Here is a 20522-nt window from a genome sequence, read left to right on the forward strand (position 1 = left end):
CTACTTATTTTGATTTAACGAAATTGAGATACTTTCATTAAACACCCCCAAAGGAATGACATCCAACAATCCCATTTCTCTCGCCTTATCCTTTAATTCTGAAGAAGTGCGAACATCGAATTTTCTGCGCAGTGACTCCGTGTATTTATAAACTGTCCTTGGTGTTATGTTTAAAACGCTCGCAATGAATTTTGCCTGCTTTCTTCTGATTGAATAAAACAAAACCTCATGCTCTCGTTGAGTGATATTTACTTCGACATGGTCTCTACCAATAAGATAACAGCCGCTGTCGAGAAGCAATTTCCCGCCTGTGGCAATGGGCATTTTTTGCAAAAAAATACTGAGCTCATACGTCGCCCTGGAAGTTATGTTATTGCTGGAGAAAAATATACCTGCGATATTTTTGGCTTCGTCGCGTAGCGGCTCTTTGAAATGCTTATACGCTCTAAAACCACCATCAGCATCAGGGTGAATGCCCAGTACGTTAATCGCTTTCCTGGTATTTATCACTTTGTCATCTTGAGCGTGGAACAGGGCAGCACACTCAGCGGTTCGCGAAGGCATGTCGTAGGCGGTTCTGCCCACGACCTCGCACGGGTGTTTTAGTCCAACTATCTTTGCGTATTCAGCATTCGCGTGATGAAAGATATAATCGGTACCCTTGTATCCCGCAAAGCAGCATGATGATTCATCGACCATCTTCCTAAGTGCCATCTCATTTATCATGCTGCATTCCTCGTATACATAAAGAAACCGTAGAATGTATCGCTATAATCAATATAGCGTTTTCTATAGGGCGGAATCTCATTAATATCAATTGGCATCGCAAATTCGATTTGCGCATAGCATTGTAAATGTGAAATCCCGATACATTTGAGATAGCGAGTCACAATCAAGAAACACACGAGTGCGGTTCATCGGCAACCGCCCACGGCAGCACTCGTCGATACGATTAACCGTGTTACAGGCGGTACGTCACTTGACGGTACCTGTTATCGCCGGCCTGCTATATCCATACTGATCGCGATCCTGATCCGGCAATGCTGCTGTACGGCTCTCCTCGCGGTTCTCCTCGCCGTTCTTCCTCAAAACGCGCCGCGGCTGATCGCGCCGTGCCCACGGAATCTACAAAGGCTCGACGCGCAGCGCAGGCATCCCACGCTATTCGCCTTCTTCTCTAAATGCGCCGACGTTGGGTACACTCTAAGGCTTGAGTGCTCAGGGCAAGACGGCCCGCAACGAGGCGACCTAACGAACGCCACGTGTGCACCCTAGTTCAAATACGAAACCGAACGTTTCATTTATGAAATAGAATCGTTGAAACGACCCGTCTGCCCCATGCAAAATCAAGCACTTAGCTTGAATTCCCCGTGTGGCCCATTTTTTGCACTTAATTGACGTTCCTCTCAGCGCGAGAACCAAACCCGGCCGCCTTGCTTCCCGCCAGCGTCAACGGGAAACAAGCCCGCCGGAGGACCGAGCACCGCTGACTGCTGAATTCGGCCACTGCCGCCACCTGACCATCACCGTCTTTGTCCCTTAAGCCATGAATACTGCAAATCGCAAACCCCTTCCCGGTACCTCGCTGGATTTCTTCGACACGCGTGCTGCCGTGGAGGCAATCGAGCCGGGCGCCTATGAAAAGCTGCCCTACACATCGCGCGTACTGGCCGAGAATCTCGTGCGGCGTTGCGACCCATCAACGCTGACGGCTTCGCTCAAACAGATCATCGAACGCAAGCGCGACCTGGATTTCCCGTGGTTCCCGGCGCGCGTGGTCTGTCATGACATTCTGGGCCAGACCGCACTCGTCGACCTCGCTGGCCTGCGCGATGCCATCGCAGCCCAGGGTGGCGATCCGGCCATGGTCAACCCGGTCGTGCCGACCCAACTGGTGGTGGACCACTCGCTGGCCGTGGAGCGCGGTGGCTTCGACCCGGATGCGTTCGCGAAGAACCGGGCCATCGAAGACCGGCGCAACGAAGATCGCTTCCATTTCATCGACTGGACCAAGAAGGCGTTCAAGAACGTCGATGTGATACCTCCCGGCAACGGCATCCTGCACCAGATCAACCTCGAGCGCATGAGCCCGGTGGTACAGGTCAAGGATGGCGTAGCGTTCCCCGACACATTGGTCGGCACCGACTCGCACACGCCGATGGTCGACGCGCTGGGCGTGATGGCGATCGGCGTGGGTGGCCTGGAAGCGGAAAGCGTGATGCTGGGCCGCGCCTCGTGGATGCGTCTGCCCGATATCATCGGCGTCGAGCTGAGCGGCAAGCCTCAACCCGGCATTACCGCGACGGACATCGTGCTGGCGCTGACCGAGTTCCTGCGCAATCAGAAGGTGGTGTCGTCCTACCTGGAGTTCTACGGCACAGGCGCCTCACATCTGACCTTGGGCGACCGCGCCACGATTTCCAACATGGCGCCGGAGTTCGGTTCCACTGCCGCGATGTTCTACATCGACGAACAAACCATCAAGTACCTCAAGCTCACCGGCCGCGATGACGAGCTGGTCAAGCTGGTGGAGCTGTATGCGAAGGAAACCGGTCTTTGGGCCAATACCCTGAAACACGCCGAGTACGAACGCGTCATCCGCTTCGATCTATCTACCGTGGTGCGTAACATTGCCGGCCCGTCGAACCCGCACAAGCGTGTGCCGACGTCTGAGCTGGCCGCCCGCGGTATCAGCGGCAAGGTCGAGAACGAACCGGGCCTCATGCCGGACGGCGCAGTGATCATCGCCGCCATCACCAGTTGCACCAACACCAACAACCCGCGCAACATGATCGCGGCCGGCCTGCTCGCCCGCAACGCGAACCAACGCGGACTGACACGCAAGCCGTGGGCGAAGACCTCGCTAGCTCCGGGCTCGAAGGCCGTCACGCTGTATCTGGAAGAAGCCGGCCTGATGCGGGAATTGGAAAAACTGGGCTTCGGCGTAGTCGCCTATGCCTGCACTTCATGTAACGGGATGTCCGGTGCGCTCGATCCTGTCATCCAGAAAGAAATCGTGGACCGCGATCTGTATGCCACCGCCGTGCTGTCCGGCAATCGAAACTTCGACGGTCGTATCCATCCCTATGCGAAGCAAGCCTTCCTCGCCTCGCCGCCGCTCGTGGTGGCTTACGCCATTGCCGGCACGATCCGCTTCGATATCGAAAAGGATGTGCTGGGCATCGATGCCGATGGCAACGCCGTGACGCTCAAGGACATCTGGCCGTCCGATGAAGAGATCGACGCCCTGTTCGCTTCCAGCGTGAAGCCGGAGCAGTTCCGCAAGGTGTACGGGCCGATGTTCGCCGTGGTGGCCGACACGGGAGAAAAGGCCAACCCGCTGTACGACTGGCGCCCGATGAGCACGTATATTCGCCGTCCTCCCTATTGGGAAGGCGCGCTGGCCGGCGAGCGTACGCTCAAGGGCATGCGTGCGCTGGCGGTGCTAGGCGACAACATCACGACCGACCACCTGTCGCCATCCAACGCGATTCTGGCGGACAGCGCTTCAGGCGAGTATCTGACGAAAATGGGCCTGCCGGAGGAAGACTTCAATTCCTACGCGACCCACCGCGGCGATCACTTGACCGCACAGCGTGCCACCTTCGCCAATCCCACGCTGAAGAACGAGATGGTGCTTGAAAATGGCAAGGTCAAGGCGGGCTCGCTCGCTCGTATCGAACCTGAGGGCCGCGTCACCCGCATGTGGGAAGCGATCGAAACTTACATGGAGCGCAAGCAACCGCTGATCGTGATTGCTGGAGCCGACTATGGCCAGGGTTCGTCGCGCGACTGGGCGGCCAAAGGCGTACGCCTCGCCGGCGCTGAAGCGATCGTCGCCGAAGGGTTCGAACGCATACACCGCACCAATCTGGTCGGCATGGGCGTGTTGCCTCTGGAGTTCAAACCTGGCGTGAACCGCACGACGCTGGGCATCGACGGCACTGAAACTTTCGATGTGGTTGGCGAGCGCACGCCCAGGGCCGACCTCACGCTGGTGATACATCGCAAAAACGGCGAGCGTGTCGACGTGCCGGTGACGTGTCGCCTCGATACCGCAGAAGAAGTGTCGATCTACGAAGCCGGTGGCGTGCTGCAGCGTTTCGCACAGGATTTCCTCGAATCGACCAAGGCTGCTGCTTAAGATATAACGCAAGAGATCACGTAAAAACGCATCGTTCATTGTATTCGGGCGGTATCGGGACTTACTACCCGTACCGCCCGCCCTTACCAGGACAACATTCCCATGGCACACGCACCTCAAATCAAAATTCCCGCCACCTACATGCGCGGCGGCACCAGTAAAGGCGTGTTCTTCCGTCTGCAGGATTTGCCCGCAGCGGCACAGGTGCCGGGCTCGGCTCGCGATGCGCTATTGATGCGTGTGATCGGCAGCCCCGACGCTTACGGCAAGCAGATCGACGGCATGGGGGGCGCGACCTCCAGCACCAGCAAGACGGTCATCATCTCGAAGAGCAGCAGGCCCGATCACGACGTCGATTATCTGTTCGGCCAGGTCTCGATCGACACGGCGTTTGTGGACTGGAGCGGCAATTGCGGCAATCTCTCCGCGGCGGTCGGGCCGTTCGCGATTAGCAGCGGGCTGATCGATGCCAGCCGCGTGCCTGAAAATGGCGTGGTCACGGTACGGATCTGGCAAGCCAACATTGGCAAGACCATCGTCTCGCACGTGCCCATTACCAACGGCGCCGTGCAGGAAACCGGCGACTTCGAGCTCGACGGCGTGACCTTCCCTGCCGCGGAAGTGCGGCTCGAATTCATGGATCCGGCGGCCGAGGAAGAAGGCGGCGGCGGCGCGATGTTTCCCACGGGTAACGTAGTCGATGACCTTGAAGTGCCGGGTCTCGGTACGCTGAAGGCCACGATGATCAATGCGGGCATTCCGACGATCTTCGTCAACGCGGAAGCGATTGGCTACACGGGTGCGGAGTTGCAGGATGCCATTAATAGCGACCCCAAGGCGCTCGCGATGTTCGAAACCATACGCGCGCATGGGGCGGTGCGCATGGGGCTGATCAAGCACATCGACGAAATCGCTACGCGCCAGCACACGCCTAAGGTCGCGTTTGTTGCCAAGCCGGTCGAGTATGTCGCCTCTAGTGGCAAGCGCATTGGCGCTGGTGACGCTGACTTGCTCGTGCGGGCGATGTCGATGGGTAAGCTGCATCACGCGATGATGGGTACGGCGGCGGTCGCAATTGGTACGGCGGCCGCGATTTCGGGCACGCTGGTGAATCTTGCTGCGGGTGGCGGTGCACGGGAGGCGGTGCGATTCGGGCATCCGTCCGGGACCTTGCGTGTGGGCGCACAAGCTACTCAGTCGAATGGCGAGTGGACTGTGGTTAAGGCGATCATGAGCCGTAGTGCTCGTGTGCTGATGGAGGGATGGGTGCGCGTACCTGGGGATACTATTACGCGATAGCAGAATTCAACCCAGGAATGAAAGCGGCCCACCGAAGTGGGCCGCTTTTTGTCGTTTGTCTCCAGGGGGAGGCTTTCGCCAACAAGACCCAGAGCTAATGTCCGTAGGATAATCAGTGTTAAGGGTAAGGTCAACATATGCCACTAGCCTTATCTATGGCGGAACTGTTCCTCGCAAGGACAGCCATGCGGTCAACTCTGGGGAGAGCCGATCGGCCGGATCGGACATTCAGCCACCGTCCAATGGATGACCGACGCTTGACTGCGGAGTGTCAGTCAGGCTCACCGGGTGCTGTGTTCGGATACGCTTTAACACTTTCCTTGAATCGCTTGACCATCTTCAGCATCGGTCCGAGCACCCAGGTGTTCCGCACCAAAATGTCAGTTTCTTCCTTCGGGTCCTGTATCAGATGGAACAGATAAGGCGATTCCAACTTGTTCGCGCCTGCATTGACAAAGGGCTCCCAGACAAAATGCAGCTTCCAGTCGCGCCACTTCACGGCTCGCAGTTCGTCCTTGATGTAGAACAGGAACCCTTCACGGTTGGACACCGGCTTCTTGCCAGTCAAGAAATCGAGTTGACTGACGCCATCGATAGGCCGGTCCTGCGGTACGTTGCCACCAATGATTTCAGCGAGGGTCGGTAGCAGGTCGACCACGTGCACGATCTGATTGTTGACATCGACCGGGATTTTTCCCGGCCACCGCGCGATGAACGGCACGCGCAAGCTCCCTTCCATCGCGGTATGGTAAGTCCCCGTCCACGGACCGGCCGTGCCGCGATAAGGTGCGCGAAACTCAGGGCCATTGTCGCTGCAGAAGATGAACAGCGTGTCTTCTACCAGACCCGGTGCATCGATTTCATCAATGATCTGACCAACCCGGAAGTCCATTTCCGCCAGCGAGTCGGCAAATTCACCCATCCCGGTCGAACCGTCGAAGTCTTTATGCGGCAACGTTGGAAAGTGTAGATGGACCAGTGGTAGGTATAGAAAAAAAGGCTTCGATGCCCGCGCGTTTCGCCGGATGAATTCCTTGGACCTTTCAACCAGTTCTTCGTCGATCGTGCGCCTCGTTTCGAGGTCGTACACCTTCACATTCGTCGACGGCTCCCCTTTCTTGCCTGCCATGATGTAGGGAATATCTGCGACTTCCGGGTCGAATCCGATCGAGGTCGTGAATTGCGTTTCGTCAGTGGTGCGCGGAATGCCATACCACTCGTCGAAGCCACGGTCGGAAGGGAAGCGACCATGCACGTCGCCGAGATGCCACTTGCCGAAATGCGCAGTCGTGTAACCGGCTTCAGATGCCATCTCGGCAAGCGTCCATTCGGTACGTTTCAAACCCTGCGGCAGACCCGGTGGGACAGACTGGAACGCGCCCGTGCGGATCGGATGCCGGCCCGTCATCAGCGCGCTACGCGTTGGTACACAATCGCTTTCGACGTTGTAGTTGAGAAGACGCATACCGCTCTCAGCCAGCGCGTCGATGCGCGGCGTGGCTGCGCCGCGCATCAGTTTGCCGCCACCGTAGCATCCCAGCTCGCCCCAGCCTAGGTTGTCTGCAACGATAAGAACGATGTTCGGTTTGGTGCTCATGATTGTACCTACGGTAAATTCGGGGTTATTCAGTGGGCTTGTGATCGCCAAACTTACGAATGCAGATCAGCAGGCTGACGATGCTGATTGCCGCTGCTGCCGCGACGTACGCCCCGGGAACGAGCTTGCTATGCGTGACGCTGACGCCCCATGTCAAGATCAGCGGCGCGAAGCCACCGAAGATGGCAACGGCAAGGTTGTGGGTCAGTGCGAGCCCAGTCGTACGCACGCGGCTGGGAAACAGCTCGCTGAGAACGGCCGGCATCGGGCCTTGATAGCCACTGATGACGACTCCCAACAGCGCACAGATGGCAATGAACGCAAAAGAAGTTGGAGTCGCGATAAGCCAGACGAACAGCGGTATCACGATTAGACCCAGAGCGACAGCGCAAACCAGTAGCACCCGCTTGCGGCCGAGGCGGTCCGCAGCCGCGCCGGCAAGGGGACACGCAAACATCTGCATGGCGCCTATCAGAAGCGTCCCGGCAAACGCCAGCGATGGATCCAGCTTGAGCTGCTTGATCGCGAATGTCGGCATGTAAAGGACAATGACATACGACGACGCAGTCACGAGCACGTATATGCCGATCGCGAGCAGCAGGCGCATCTTGTTGTCGGTGAACGTCTCCCGTACCGGACTGCCGGCGTGGGCGTCATGGACGAAGACCGGCGTTTCATCGACGTGTCGACGAATGAAATAAGCGACGGGGATAATCAACAGCCCGAAAATGAACGGGATACGCCACCCCCAGGCTAGCAACTGCTCAGGGGTGAGATAGTGGGTGAGCAATGTTCCGAATAGCGAGGCGATAACAGCAGTGCCGCCTTGAGCCGCCATCTGGAAGCTCGCATAGAAGCCGCGCTGATTGCGCGGCGAATGTTCAACGAGAAAACTGGTCGAGGCACCGAACTCACCACCCGCAGAGATCCCCTGAACGAGCCGTCCGGCTACAACAATAATCGGCGCGGCAATTCCGATGGAAGCATACGAAGGCGTTGCAGCTATCATTAGCGTGCCAACGGCCATTAGCGCAATGCTCAGCGTGAGTCCCTTTTTGCGGCCATAGCGGTCTGCATAGGACCCGAGCAGAAGCGCGCCGAGCGGACGCATCAGATACGAACCGCCGAACGTGCTTAACGCTACAAGGAGCGACGTAAGTTCGTTTGCCGATGGGAAAAACAGCTTCGCAATCACCACGGCGAAAAAGCCGTACACCACCAGATCGAACCACTCAAGGGCTGTTCCGATCGTGGCCGCCGCAACCACTCTGCGCAGACGCCGTTGTTGGTCGAGGGGGGTAATGCCGGCCCCGTAAGCTGCGTTTGTCATTTCCATGCCCTTTCCCGCTGGTGTGTACGAAACATCAAAGAAGTATTGACAGCGAAAATTAGCGGGGCAAGCATACTTCCTTCGTATTCAATAACTGTTGGTTATCGTGAATCTGGACGACCTGACTTATTTTCTGGCCGTAGCGCAGACCGGTCTGCTGCATCGTGCCGCCACTCAGGTCGGCATTAGCCAGCCGGCGCTGACCAAGGCCGTGCGCCGGCTAGAGACCCAATTGGGCGTCTCCCTCTTCGAGCGATCTCCCAAAGGCATGCAACTGACGCGCTACGGCATTGAGTTTCAGCGGCACGCGATGACGCTGCGCGCGACGTACGAAGACACGCTGAGCCAAATCGCCGAACTTCATTCCGGTGAACTCGCGAAGGTCAGAGTAGGCGCGACGCCAGCGACCGAGCCGCTGGTGGGGCGCACGTTTCTGTCTTTATTGAAGAAACGCCCAGCCTTGCGCCTCGATCTCACCGTTCAGCTATCGGACGCGTTGATACGTGCCCTCCTGGAGGGAGAGATCGACCTGGCTGTTGCACCCATGCCCGTCGACTTGCCAGACGACTTGCACGCTGTCCCGTTATTGAGTGAATCGACCTCAATCGTATGCAGAAACGATCATCCGCTGTGTGCAACGGGAAAAGCCGTGGAGCCGAAAGATCTGGCCCGCTATCCATGGATCCTGCCAGGTCGAAGCGTGTCAGCGCGGCAGCAGATCGAAGCGTATTTTCAGCGGTATCACCTTGGTGAGCCCCGAGTCCACGTTCAAAGTAACTATAGTTCGCCCGTCGGCGTGTTCTTCCTGATCGCGAACACCGATATGCTGGGAATCTGCAGCACCCAGCATCGGCCTATTGCCGAGCAACTCGGGTTGGAAGTGCTCTCGGCAAGTCACGCAAACTGGCCACGGGAGATTGCCTGCCTTGTGCGGAAGAATGGCTCGTTGTCTCCGCTGACAACCACGTTCATGGAGCAACTGGGCGACGAAGCCGCGCAACCAAAGACGCCTCGATGACTTGGTACAGCTCATGAAGCGCGAGCCGCGTTTCCGGTCCAGTCTGTTCCCGATGCATGCTGATAAAGCCTGACCAGATAGAGGGCGGTTCGCTTCGACAGGAAATAGTCCGCGCCTATGTTCACCTGATCGTATGTCGCGTCGTTCACACCGTAGCCATGGGTATAGTCATAGGCCCGCGCCAGCTCCGGAAAAGAGTTGATTGGCCGCAACGGTCGGTGGCAGCCGGCCGAGGCTGTGTCAAAACGCATGCTTCAATCGAGGGCTGTCGAAATCGGCTTGCGAGAATGGCCCACAACGGCCTCGGCAGATGTTGGTAAGGGTAAAGCGACCCGTCGAAACCTTTAGATTTACTGTTTTGACACAGCCTCGGCCATAAGCGGCCGGTCGACCGAGGTGGCTAGATCGTAGACAATTCGACGAGGGCGACGTCAAGCGCGTTTGGCCGTCAACAGCTTGATACCAAGGGCGAAAAAGACCACTCCGCTGCCGCGTTTCACTGCGCCTAGCCACCGACTCGTCCCAAGGCCGTTGTGAATGCCACGGACGCTCACCGAGTAGATCGTGTGAACAAGCGCCACGATTGCAGCGACGGTCAAATACATGACGATGAACTGCTCGGGCAACGGACGGTCATGAGCGATGAACTGTGGCATGAAAGCCGAAAGGAAAATAAGTGTCTTGGGGTTACTGCCTGAAACCAGAATCGCTTCCCGAAAAATCTTCCCTTTGTTCAATACGTGCGCAAACTGCGCGTTGGCAGAAGGGGGCGTCTTAGGCGCCTGACTTCTTAACTGCTTCACGCCGAGATACATGAGATAGACGGCACCGATCACTTTCATGCCGACAAACAGTGGGGGCATCGCAGCCAGCACAGCGCCCACGCCAAGTGCAACAAGGATGACCACTACCAACTGAGCCAGCAGGTTCCCGGCAATGGTGGAAGCGGTCCCCCGGCTTCCGTACCTGACCGTGTTACGGATGACGAGCAGAACGTTGGGACCGGGCGAAATCGTGGTGACAAGATATGCCGTTGCAAAAAGAAACCAAGTATGAAGGGACATTCGTAGTTCGTTACCTTGTTGGAAGGTTTAATAACGACAGCTTGATTTTGCCACGATTGTCGGGCTAGGCACGGAGAAGCAAGAATTGTTACCCGCTATGCGAAGGCCTATCTTTCAATCGGCGCGGTAGTTGGTTTCTTTTTCGCTATATCCGTCGCAAAAGGAGCCGGTTGGAAACCTCTGCTGATTCCTTTGCCGTTTTTTTTGATTTTGTTCGTTGGTGTTACGTATCGCTTGACGAGGGACGTCCGCGCACTGGGGCAGAGAGATCGAGGTGACGAGGCCGGATACGGATGTTCCGCATCGGGCGACGGCCAATGTTCAGACCGGTCGGGTTCTTCCGCGTTCGGCCACAAGCGGTCCATCGTCATCCGCTGATGAACGTCCGCTCCGCCCTAGGCAACCGGACCTTCAACGAAGCCATAGATAAGCCCCAGAAACCCGCACGACTGTGTGCAACGACCAGCACTGTCAAGCAATCGCGGGGCGGCACACAATCCCGTGGCTTGCGACTGAAGGTGGCACCGACCCTATTGCCATTCTTTTATGCCTTGCCTCACGTTTCAGTCACCGCATGTCGGGGTAAGCTAATCGTAAAGATGCAGCCCGTGCCAGGTACGTCGCGCACGCTGAGGACGCCGTCGTTTAACTCCACACCGCGCCGAGCGACGGACAGTCCTAATCCGAGTCCAGTTGTGTCTTCGCCGTTCTGTGTGAAAGGTAAGAGCATTCTTTCGTTGTTGCCAAGTGGAAGAGCGCCGCCATAGTGCTTTACATCTATCAGGATGCGGTCGGCGACCGCATGGGCGTTTAAAGTCACCGCGGCGTGAAGGTCCGTGAATTTGAACGCATTTTGCAGGAGATTTTGAACCGCCGAAAAGAGTAGATCACGATCCGCCCTGAAGGCGAGTCGGGCATCGACAGTGGAAACTGTCAATACGTACCCGTGAGACCGAGCTGCGAGGTCTGCGGCGTATTTGACCTCCACGATGAAGTCCGCAACAGAGAAGATTTGGGATTGCACGACGTCTCCGGCTGTCACTCCGATCTCGGCCAGGGAATAATCAATTCGATCGCGCATTCCCAGTAGGCTACGTTCCAATACTGAACCCGTTGCCCCGGATAAACTCAAATTTCCGACCTTGGCAGCGGTGAAGGCGAATATTGCGCTTCCAAGAAAATTGTGCAGCTCGTGCGCAAAAAATCCGAGTCGTTCGTTGGTCTCGATGGCCTGCTTGTCTGCAATGGAAAAATCGCGTTGGTAGCTAAATTCCGTGACGGCATCGGCAATAGCATTGTCCAAGCAGCGGTTGAGTGTTCGAAACTCATCGACCAGGAAAGGGGCATCGCGCTCGTATGCAAGGTCCGTAATAGCCTGGCAGAGATCCCCGTAGTCGTGAACGACTTGATTCACCGTAAACCCGAGGGTTAGTAGTTCCCGTCCATGTTGTGCAGCCGACACGCTGATTTCGGATAAAGACACTCCGCCTCCCGAGGGACCGGAAATCTTACGACTTTCCATGGGCTCCGATGTCTGCTCGACCCGAAGCGTCCTGATGAGCTGCTCCAAAAACAGCGGCACTCCATTTTCGAGTTGCTGCGCGGTTGCGGCACGCCCAGGCCGCAGTGCGACCTTTGCCCGGCACCGTTCGATCAGATCGCGACGGTTGTTAGCCAGAAAATCATGCATCATGGACAGCGCCTTGGAATTTTTCTGCGTAGGTAAAGGGGCAACTGGCCAATTGTCGCGGCAGGACATTTGCGTAAGCGAAGTGGGCCATGCTTGGGCAACATCTACTCGACGATTACCTTCCACGAGATTGGAGGGCGCGGCTCTGTAGATAATCGATGCTTAAGCATCGATTAGTGAGATTGCAGTCCTTTGGCACCTTAAGGAAAATGCGCCCGCTAGCTACACGCATTGGAACGAAACGGGTATCGAGATGGCACTAGCGCAAGCAATCTTCGCACCCGTTTGCGTTTTTATCACCGATGCGCTGGGACGTGGCGACCGCCCCAATATTAGGACGTGACCGAACGGCCCACTCTCCCTGCCGCCAACGCAACGCAATATGGCGTTCTCTACTCGCGGGGCTTACTGCGTCACGCGCTTTGGGACGGTTACAGGCACCGCCATCAACGATCGCCGTTGCAGATGCCGTCCAACCGTCGGACGAACAACCATACCGGTAAAAAAACGCTTAACAGGTAAAAAGAGTGGCGTGTCTGTCGGCTATTTGCTCGTAGGCCGCCTCCGCGCCGTGGAACGTTACTTGCATGCTCTCCTTTTTGCGCTTCCTCCAGAACAGAAGCTTGCCTGCGAACTCCCTACCCTATCTCATCGGCACCATAGATTCGGTGCTCAGCCTCCAGGATTAGAGCCAAAGCGAAACAATCTCGCTGTCGCTGTCCGGCCAGCGGCCGGACAGCCGATCCTGTGATCGCACCAATGACGACAGTCGAGACCCCGTCCATTAAACACAAGAGCTCCTGGAGAATTACATGGAATCATTCGTCAGTCAGAAACTCGATAACTGGGGCCACCTTTTTGCTATCCGTCGCCTCAGATCGGCCGTGTCGCAAGAGGGCTACGTCTACGATAGCGACTGGGACAACTATGCGGAGTGCGACGGCCCGTTTCGGGAACGCATGGCGCTCGAATTGCAAAATCGCAACGCGGCCAACGCGACTGTAAATCCGGAACTGCGAAGAAGATAACGCCACACTTCCTACGTCCGCAGTGAGCTTTCAGAACTTGGAGAACCGCATGGCTTCCTTAATTTCTTCCCCTGTCGGTGAGTTATCGACGACCTGGTTGCGTGTCCTCACGGACGCCAGCGAAATGTTTAACGCGACGACCCAAGTAGTCCAACATCGCACAACTCGCATGGCAATGGCTGGGCCAATGCCCAACGCCCGAGACCGCCACGAATTCAGTCTAATGAGTCGAGAAAAGATCGAGGCAGCGTCTGAATCGGTTCGGGCGATGGGTTCGGGCTTCATGAGTCTGGGCGTGACGCTTGCCATGGAAACCGGCAAGCAAATGTGGGCGGCTTCGGTGGCGAGCGTTGCATTAGGCTCGAGTCGTACGCCAGCACAATGGCTTGAGCGCCAGGCAGCGCTTGTGAAGATCGCCACAGAATGTCCCGCACATCCCCTGAAACTAGCCAGTTCAGCAGCGCATTTGGTACAAGACGGCCTCGCCCCCATTCACGGCCGTGCAACTGCGAACGCAAAGCGGCTTGGTGCACTATGACAGCCAGCGTGGCAACCCGGCTTCGCACGAAGAGTCCGCTCGCGGTCCATATCCCGGGCGACCCAATGAAGAGCGTCACGCCCAATCTGGACGGGGTGTCGGAAACCATGCTGTGGTCACTGTACGGTCGGGCGTGTGAGGCGCGGCGCCCCGAGGGTATTCTGGTCGACCCCGACAGCATGAGGATTTGCGACGCAATAGATTACGACTTCGTGGGACATTTCGGTCATCCCATCGGCTCGCTCGCGGCTCGCGCAGTGGAAATCGATCATCTCTTGCGAGGCTGGCTGAAACACCATCCGGACGGGCTGATTGTATCTCTGGGGGAGGGCCTCGAAACCCAATCGCGACGGGTCGACAATGGCCGGATGCGTTGGCTGTCTGTCGACTTCCCGGCCGCCATGGAACTGCGAGAACACTTCCTTACCCCGACCAACCGCTTTCATCACCTTGCGGCAAGTGCACTCGATATGGACTGGATGCGTAAGATCGAACCGTCCACCGAGCTCTTTATCGTAGCCCAAGGGCTTTTTATGTATCTTGAACCGGAAGCAGTGAATCATCTCCTCGTTGAGATCACCAAGCGGTTTCCCGGCGCCGAAATGGCGTTTGACGCGATTCCGCGCTGGTTCTCCCGATTGACTTTGTGGGGTTTGATGCAGACGCCGCGCTATCGCCTGCCTCCGATGCCCTGGGGTATCAATCGCAATGAGATCGAGCCAGACTTACGGAAATGGTCTTCGCGCATCGGTGTATTGGATGTACTGGATTACCGAGTACCGTATGGCTGGCCGATGCTGTTCGAGGATTTCTTTCGCCTGTTCCCGTACGCGCAGAATGAATTGCCGTGCCTGGTACACGCCGTTATACGAGAAAATTGATGGCGCGGCATAGCTGTCCTGCGCATACCGCCTTGGCACGTCATGTTGGAGATGAATACAGCGATCGAGCAATGCCTCATGCATCACCGCCGGCTCGACGTAAGGTTTCGTCGCTTATGTGTTCATATTCGATCGTCGCCTCACGAACTAAACGCGCCCGTGCAGCAGCCTCCCGGGCCTTCTCGAAGAAGAGTTCAGCGGTCTTCGGTCGATCACCGTCGGCGATATCGCGGCCCATCTGTTCGAGTAGCATGGCGGCCTCTTCGAGCGCCCGCATGATTTGCCAGGAACCCTCCCCGATCGACGTCATGACCCCGGACAAGAGCGCACTCGCGGTGTAAGCATGTCCTGTGTGACAGCGGAACCGGCTCTTTTTCCCTTCGGTCAGTTTGATCAGAACGCCGTGACACTCAGGACAAGAAAAAACCGACGGTTCCCCTAGCGTCATGACCCCTCTCCTCAATCCGTCCCCGCCAGCCGCGATAGCCACTTCGACCTTCAATTGTTTTCCTTGCATACCGACTTGCACAGTCTCAATACTCGAAGGGACTTCGCACAGTCGAGCGACCAAGCTACCGATCTCTGCAGCGGGTATTGAATAGTCAATCTGCACGTGATCCAGCGCACTCAATGGCATCGAGTCGAACGCGGCATCGTCCGGTAGCTGAATCACCGTTACCCCGCCGAGCTCTTTTATAGTCCATAGCCCTGAAGTACCGTCGTCCAAGGCTCCCGACAATACAACGCCAATGACTCGCGAACCGTAGTTGTATGCGGCTGAGCGAAACAGCGCGTCAATGGACGGTCTATACCGATTTTCCTTTGGCCCTCGCTTGACCCCGACATGATCTCCCTCGATCAATAAGTGATGGTCCGGGCAAGCAACATAAATGCGCCCACGTTTTATTTTTTCTCCGTCGGTTGGATGACTGGCTGTCAGCGGCCCCGCACGACTTAGAATGTCCGGCAACACGCTAATACCATCTGGCGATACGTGCAGAACGACAAAGATGGCTGCGTCAATGTCATCCGGAAGTTTTGCTACGAGAGCACGCAAACTCGTTACGCCGCCTGCGGAAGCTCCAATCACGATGATGCGGCTGGCCACATCTTCTACAGGTTCCATTGTCGGTTCCCTCGTTGTCCTTGATCGATCACTCGATCTTCGTTTCTGATTTCGCTGCGGACGCAAGCAACTGGATTAACAAGCCCAGGTCCACCGGCTTCGTCAGGTGGAAATCAAAACCGGCTTCGGCCGATCGGATTCGGTCATCAGCCTGTCCGTAACCGGTCAGTGCAATCAGCGTGGTGGTGCGAGTCTCCTCAGCGCTGCGTATCCGCTTCGCGACGTCAAGGCCGCTCATTCCCGGTAATCCGATGTCCAACAAAACGATATCGGGCTTGAAAGTCGCCATCGTGTTGATGCCCTGCGGGCCATCAACACGAGTCTCGACTTCATGACCTTCGCTCGTGAGCAGAATAGCCAACGCTTCGCTCGCATCGGTATTGTCATCGATGATGAGAATGCGCTTGAAACGGGTCCCGACTGGCATTTCTGTGACGGCCTCCGCGCTGACACCGGGAGGTACGACGTCAATCGGCAAATCGACAACGAATTCGCTACCGTTGCTGCCATCGCTCAAGGCCTTGACGGTCCCGCCATGCAGTTCGACGAGGCGCCGCACGACGGAAAGGCCAACGCCCAAGCCGTTGTTCGGGTGGTCATGGGAAACGGGGCCCTGAATAAATAGGTCGAAGAGCGTATCGAGCATCGAAGGCGCGATGCCGCGGCCGTTGTCCTTAATGCGTAACGAAACGCGAGCGCCTATCTTTTGCGCATCCAGGCTGATCTCGCCTCCCGGCGCCGTGTATTTAGCCGCATTGATCAGGATATTCTCCACGGCCTGCGAAAGGCGCGTGGCATCGACGTATAACCAGACCGTTTCATCTGGCATCGAAATCGACAAGCGGTGATTCCGCTCATCGACGATGGGTTGACATACCTCGATCGCGCTCTCGATAATGGTTTTCAGCTCGGCCGGCTGACGATGCAGCTCGATGCTGCCGCGCGTGATGCGGGTGAGATCGAGCATATCGTTGACTAGGCGCGTCATGGCGCGGCATTGTCTTTGAACGACGCCAACCGCCCAGGCTTTTTGATCCGCATGAGCGGTTTCGGTAGCGAGCACGTTGGCCGAAGCGCTCAGTGCCGCGAGTGGATTACGTAACTCGTGGCCGAGCATCGCCAAAAACTCGTTCTTGCGCTCATCGGCCAGGGCGAGACGTTCCGCTCGCTCACGCAATTGGGCATTGCTTCTGCTTCGGTCGGCAAGGTCGCGTTCCGTTGTCGCGACAGCGGTCAGATTGCCGAATTCGTCCGAAAGGAGCGACAGGGTGACCCACATATTGATCACTTTGCCATTCTTGGCAATCCGTTGCGTTTCGTATGAATGCAGCGCTTTATCGACCGAGCCGCGCTCGATGAAATCGAGGTGCTCTTGCCTAGCGCCTTTGGGCAACAAGTCGACTACATTCATTTTCAGAGCCTCGGCCTCGCTATACCCATACATCGCAGTCGCGGTTCGATTCCACGCAATGAAGCGGCCTTTCAAGTCGAATACGGTAACCGCATCGTTCGAGTCCCGCACAACGGCGGCCAAGCGGCGAGACTGTTCGTTCGCTTCACGCATACGGGTCACGTCGGTCAGTGTGACTACCACTCCAGCCGAAGCTCGGTGGTCGGCAAGGTAAGGCATCACGCGTCGGACGTACCATTCGCCGGTCGCGGTTCCGATTTCCTTCTCTGTCTGCTGAGCCGATTTCGAGAAAACTTCCTGAACGTCTGCAAGCAACGAAGTACTGAATGGATTCCCTGGAATATCGCGTATGGCACGCCCTATGTCCGGCAGCGCGAGTCCGAAAATTCGGGCAGCGCTCGGCGTAAAGCGTCTGATCAGGCCATCTTGATCGAGAAGCAACGTGGCGATCTGCGTGCTGGCGAGCAAGTTAGTCATATCGGAGCTCAGGGCCTCGAGTTCACGCACCTTTTCCTCCAACCGAGCATTGATAACGCTCACCTCCTCATTGACCGACTGAAGTTCCTCCTTGGAAACCTCGAGCTCCTCGTTGGAGGATCGTAGCTCCTCGTTAATCGACAAAATCTCTTCGTTCGATACTCTCAGATTGCTATTGCTGTTTTCGAGGTCCTCGATCACGCTAGCAAATTCGACTTGGGTGGTCCGAAGCTCCTGTTCAAGATGATGCACGTCGGGATCTTCGCCCCATGAGTGAGCCTCTTCCTCGCGTTCGACCGCGGGCAGTCGGGCAAATACGACAACAAAGCCGTTCCTCGTACCAACAGTGCCCGACGGTCGGAGCACGGTGATTTCTACCGCCGGGGCGCTACCATTGCGTACTATCTCAGTGACACAATCGTCGGCGGGTTCTTGATTTGCGCGGCGTAACACGATACGCAATTTAAGGCGAAATTCCTCGCGAGCGATGTCAAGAATGCTCACACTGGGTTCACCCGGTGGTTGCTTGAGGTACTCATCGGCGGCGCCACTAACATAGAGAACTTGCTGAGCTTCGTTAATCAGGACCGATGCGGCATGGTCCCGAGCCAACAGCGTTTCATTGACCAGTTCTGCATGTCCCTTCCGATGCCCGACGATCCTACGCTCGCGCGTCACCTCTTGACGATGGACGGCTTTGGTTACGAATCGATAGCTCGCATCGCTGGGCGTGACCGATGGCCCGCGCTGATAAATGCGCCACGCTTTTGACGTCTCCTGAAAGTGGCTTGATCCCGGGCTCGTGCTTTCCGATCGCCCTAGGAAAAGATATTTTCTCGGATTTAATGCGAAATGAAACAGCTCGAAGACACTTTGCTGGGCATCCTGCTCAAGATAAATAAGCAGGTTGCGACAGCTAATGAGATCGAGCCGCGAGAATGGGGGATCGGCTATCAGGTTCTGCGGCGCGAACAGAATCGTCGCGCGAAGCTCCGGCTTGATTTGGTAGTCGTCGCCGTGCGCATTGAAAAACCTTGCCAATCGGGCTTCCCCGAGCGACGAAACGGCACTCGACGTGTAGATACCGCGGCGCGCCCGGCCTAGCGCGAGTCGATTCATGTCGGTCGCCAGAATTAGGAACGTACGCTTGATCGCACGTTGCTCTATCTGCTCAGTGAGCAGCATGGCCATGGAATAAGCTTCTTCGCCTGTCGCGCAGCCAGGCACCCATATCCGCAACGGCTGCATCGTATCCGGTTCTGCGAGCAATTCGTCCAAGACATGTTCAACTAACGCATCCCAGGCATCAGGGTCGCGGAAGAATTCTGTGACACCTATCATCATATCGAGACTGAGTGCCTTGGTTTCAGCAGGCGTCGCATTTAAAAATCGGCAATACGCGGTGAAATTGTCGATACGATTGACCACCATGCGCCGCGCGATCCGCCGCTCGATTGTGCCTCGCTTGTAACCCCGAAAGTCGCAACCTGAGACAAGAAGCGCGTCGAGCACCGGCTCCAGATCGATCAACCGCTTTTTCTCTGCGAGGTCTGCGCCTGTCGCCACGCTGGAGCCTTCGATGTAATCGAAAAGTGCGAGCGGCAATTGTTCGACGGGCAATATATAGTCGACCACCCCCGTTGCGATTGCGCTTTTGGGCATCGCATCCTGCTCGGCGGTATCTGGCGCTTGCGCCATCACCATCCCACCCTGCGCCTTGATGGCTCTCACGCCCACTGAGCCGTCCGCGTTCGCTCCGGTCAACACGATGGCGATAGCGCGTTCCCCCTGTTCCTGCGCCAACGAATTGAAAAATAAATCGATCGGCATCGACACCAGCGGTCGCTCGGCAGCGCGGCGCAATTTAAACGCCCCATCAATCACCTCGACAGACGTCCCCGATGCGATCACATAAACGTTGCCGGACGCGAGCTGAGCGCCGTCTTGAATGACCGATACTGGGAGCGCGCTGTCCTTGCCGAGGATCTCAGCGAGGTGGCTGGGTGAATCTGGCGACAAGTGGACGACAATCACAAACGCGACATCTCGGGGCGGAGCCGAGCAGGCTTGAAAGAATTTCTTCAGCGCCGGGAGCGCGCCCGCTGAGCTCCCAATCGCGACGATGCGCGGCGGAATCGGCGCCGGTAGAATTAAATGCATGGAATTGTCGTGCCGAAAGATTAGGCAGTTAGTATGCGCGCGATCCGGTTTCGCAACGGGAAATGGCCATGAAGATGATCTGACGCCCTCGGCGTCGACATGCCGTTTTCAAGCCACGATCGGGCCGCGAACGCCTATTTGCGCATCGTATAGGGAGTGGCAAGAACCGGCGGCTGAGAAATGAGAACTTCGCTGCGCCGGACTGGCGGCTTAATACCGAATCGGTATCTTTGACATTTCGTCACGCGGGGGATGCGCCGGGTTCGGCGAAGCGGGTATAACCACGGGAGGTATCTTGGGTTTACCGCGCTCTGGGGGTACGCTGCCAGGGGTCGGGAGACCGGTTTCCTCTGGCACGTCGGGTGTTGACGGTGTACTTGTTGGTTTCTGGAGCGAGCTCACGACATTCCATCCGGTTGCGCGTGCCTACAAAAATGTGGGGCTTTCTGGCTATCAATGAGATCAAAGATGGAATTGACACGCATGTCGCTCTCCTAGTGACGGGTGTCACCCCGTTAAGACAGCAATTAACGTTCCCGAACCTAAATGCGTGATTCTATTAATCGAGCAATCATTGATTGGCAGAGGTGTTCGACGATTGCGTTGATAGCGGGTGTCCCATTCTGGAGCAAAAGCAGACAGCGGCGTATTTTGGTCGTACGGCCAGAATGGGTCGACATGCGCAGTTCGAACCTCCAAGCGATCCGCGTTGTGCGAGGTCAGTGCGAACTTCCGGGTGCGGCCAGTTGCGGACGTTCG

13 protein-coding genes and 1 pseudogene are annotated in these 20522 nt (G+C 56.8%); 6 read left to right on the forward strand and 8 right to left on the reverse strand.

The features are described from left to right. Positions 1–726 (reverse strand): PAS domain-containing protein, encoded by a 726-nt coding sequence (locus GSQ77_RS15290; RefSeq protein WP_158903587.1) that lies wholly within the window; start codon positions 724–726, stop codon positions 1–3. A gap of 820 nt (positions 727–1546) precedes the next feature. On the opposite strand from GSQ77_RS15290, the gene acnD reads away from it, so the two are divergent. Together acnD and prpF are read left to right on the forward strand one after the other, a co-directional pair. Next, complete coding sequence (acnD, locus tag GSQ77_RS15295) at positions 1547–4144, forward strand: Fe/S-dependent 2-methylisocitrate dehydratase AcnD (RefSeq protein WP_158903588.1); 2598 nt, start codon at positions 1547–1549, stop codon at positions 4142–4144. Positions 4145–4246: 102 nt separating this feature from the next. Continuing rightward, positions 4247–5443, forward strand: coding sequence for a 2-methylaconitate cis-trans isomerase PrpF (gene prpF / locus GSQ77_RS15300; protein ID WP_158903589.1), 1197 nt, complete (start codon positions 4247–4249; stop codon positions 5441–5443). Between the two features lie 271 nt (positions 5444–5714). Here the strand turns inward: prpF and GSQ77_RS15305 are convergent, their stop codons facing one another. Then, positions 5715–7040, reverse strand: a complete 1326-nt coding sequence (locus GSQ77_RS15305) for an arylsulfatase (protein ID WP_158903590.1) — start codon at positions 7038–7040, stop codon at positions 5715–5717. A 25-nt stretch (positions 7041–7065) separates the two neighbouring features. Continuing rightward, entirely contained in the window at positions 7066–8370 is a 1305-nt protein-coding gene (locus GSQ77_RS15310; RefSeq protein ID WP_158903936.1) for an MFS transporter, read from the reverse strand. A gap of 106 nt (positions 8371–8476) precedes the next feature. Here GSQ77_RS15310 and GSQ77_RS15315 point away from each other — a divergent pair, with 106 nt between their 5' ends. Next, a complete protein-coding gene (locus GSQ77_RS15315; RefSeq protein WP_158903591.1) occupies positions 8477–9388 on the forward strand; it encodes a LysR family transcriptional regulator in 912 nt (303 codons plus the stop codon). A gap of 35 nt (positions 9389–9423) precedes the next feature. Here the strand turns inward: GSQ77_RS15315 and GSQ77_RS29545 are convergent. The 3 genes and pseudogenes from GSQ77_RS29545 to GSQ77_RS15330 form a co-directional block, all read right to left on the reverse strand. Next, positions 9424–9564, reverse strand: a pseudogene (locus GSQ77_RS29545) (porin); the annotation flags it as partial. A gap of 255 nt (positions 9565–9819) precedes the next feature. Next, positions 9820–10452 (reverse strand): LysE family translocator, encoded by a 633-nt coding sequence (locus GSQ77_RS15325; protein WP_158903593.1) that lies wholly within the window; start codon positions 10450–10452, stop codon positions 9820–9822. 556 nt (positions 10453–11008) lie between these two features. Further along, entirely contained in the window at positions 11009–12145 is a 1137-nt protein-coding gene (locus GSQ77_RS15330) for a sensor histidine kinase KdpD (RefSeq protein ID WP_174246445.1), read from the reverse strand. Between the two features lie 809 nt (positions 12146–12954). On the opposite strand from GSQ77_RS15330, the gene GSQ77_RS15335 reads away from it, so the two are divergent. The 3 genes from GSQ77_RS15335 to GSQ77_RS15345 all read left to right on the forward strand — a co-directional run bounded on the left by GSQ77_RS15335 (position 12955) and on the right by GSQ77_RS15345 (position 14589). Then, on the forward strand, positions 12955–13170 hold the full coding sequence (locus GSQ77_RS15335) for a hypothetical protein (protein ID WP_158903594.1): 216 nt from the start codon (positions 12955–12957) through the stop codon (positions 13168–13170). Between the two features lie 49 nt (positions 13171–13219). Beyond that, a complete protein-coding gene (locus tag GSQ77_RS15340) occupies positions 13220–13708 on the forward strand; it encodes a polyhydroxyalkanoate granule-associated phasin (RefSeq protein WP_254067639.1) in 489 nt (162 codons plus the stop codon). Positions 13709–13773: 65 nt separating this feature from the next. Continuing rightward, on the forward strand, positions 13774–14589 hold the full coding sequence (locus GSQ77_RS15345) for a class I SAM-dependent methyltransferase (protein ID WP_158903595.1): 816 nt from the start codon (positions 13774–13776) through the stop codon (positions 14587–14589). 76 nt (positions 14590–14665) lie between these two features. Here GSQ77_RS15345 and GSQ77_RS15350 read toward each other — a convergent pair whose 3' ends face one another. Both GSQ77_RS15350 and GSQ77_RS15355 read right to left on the reverse strand, forming a co-directional pair. Next, positions 14666–15715: a chemotaxis protein CheB gene (locus GSQ77_RS15350; RefSeq protein ID WP_216854907.1), complete on the reverse strand. Its 1050-nt coding sequence runs from the start codon at positions 15713–15715 to the stop codon at positions 14666–14668. 28 nt (positions 15716–15743) lie between these two features. Continuing rightward, positions 15744–19763 (reverse strand): CheR family methyltransferase, encoded by a 4020-nt coding sequence (locus GSQ77_RS15355; protein WP_158903596.1) that lies wholly within the window; start codon positions 19761–19763, stop codon positions 15744–15746. Between the last annotated feature and the right edge of the window lie 759 nt (positions 19764–20522).

Origin of the sequence: Burkholderia sp. L27(2015), from assembly GCF_009765705.1 — a bacterium.
GTDB lineage: Bacteria > Pseudomonadota > Gammaproteobacteria > Burkholderiales > Burkholderiaceae > LMUX01.

Bases quoted from the DNA above. Each gene is read 5' to 3' on its own strand.
- acnD (WP_158903588.1), top strand. From the start codon at position 1,547: ATGAATACTGCAAATCGCAAACCCCTTCCCGGTACCTCGCTGGATTTC.
- GSQ77_RS15335 (WP_158903594.1), top strand. From the start codon at position 12,955: ATGGAATCATTCGTCAGTCAGAAACTCGATAACTGGGGCCACCTTTTT.
- prpF (WP_158903589.1), top strand. From the start codon at position 4,247: ATGGCACACGCACCTCAAATCAAAATTCCCGCCACCTACATGCGCGGC.
- GSQ77_RS15310 (WP_158903936.1), bottom strand. From the start codon at position 8,370: ATGACAAACGCAGCTTACGGGGCCGGCATTACCCCCCTCGACCAACAA.
- GSQ77_RS15305 (WP_158903590.1), bottom strand. From the start codon at position 7,040: ATGAGCACCAAACCGAACATCGTTCTTATCGTTGCAGACAACCTAGGC.
- GSQ77_RS15340 (WP_254067639.1), top strand. From the start codon at position 13,220: ATGGCTTCCTTAATTTCTTCCCCTGTCGGTGAGTTATCGACGACCTGG.
- GSQ77_RS15345 (WP_158903595.1), top strand. From the start codon at position 13,774: ATGAAGAGCGTCACGCCCAATCTGGACGGGGTGTCGGAAACCATGCTG.
- GSQ77_RS15330 (WP_174246445.1), bottom strand. From the start codon at position 12,145: ATGATGCATGATTTTCTGGCTAACAACCGTCGCGATCTGATCGAACGG.
- GSQ77_RS15290 (WP_158903587.1), bottom strand. From the start codon at position 726: ATGATAAATGAGATGGCACTTAGGAAGATGGTCGATGAATCATCATGC.
- GSQ77_RS15355 (WP_158903596.1), bottom strand. From the start codon at position 19,763: ATGCATTTAATTCTACCGGCGCCGATTCCGCCGCGCATCGTCGCGATT.
- GSQ77_RS15350 (WP_216854907.1), bottom strand. From the start codon at position 15,715: ATGGAACCTGTAGAAGATGTGGCCAGCCGCATCATCGTGATTGGAGCT.
- GSQ77_RS15325 (WP_158903593.1), bottom strand. From the start codon at position 10,452: ATGTCCCTTCATACTTGGTTTCTTTTTGCAACGGCATATCTTGTCACC.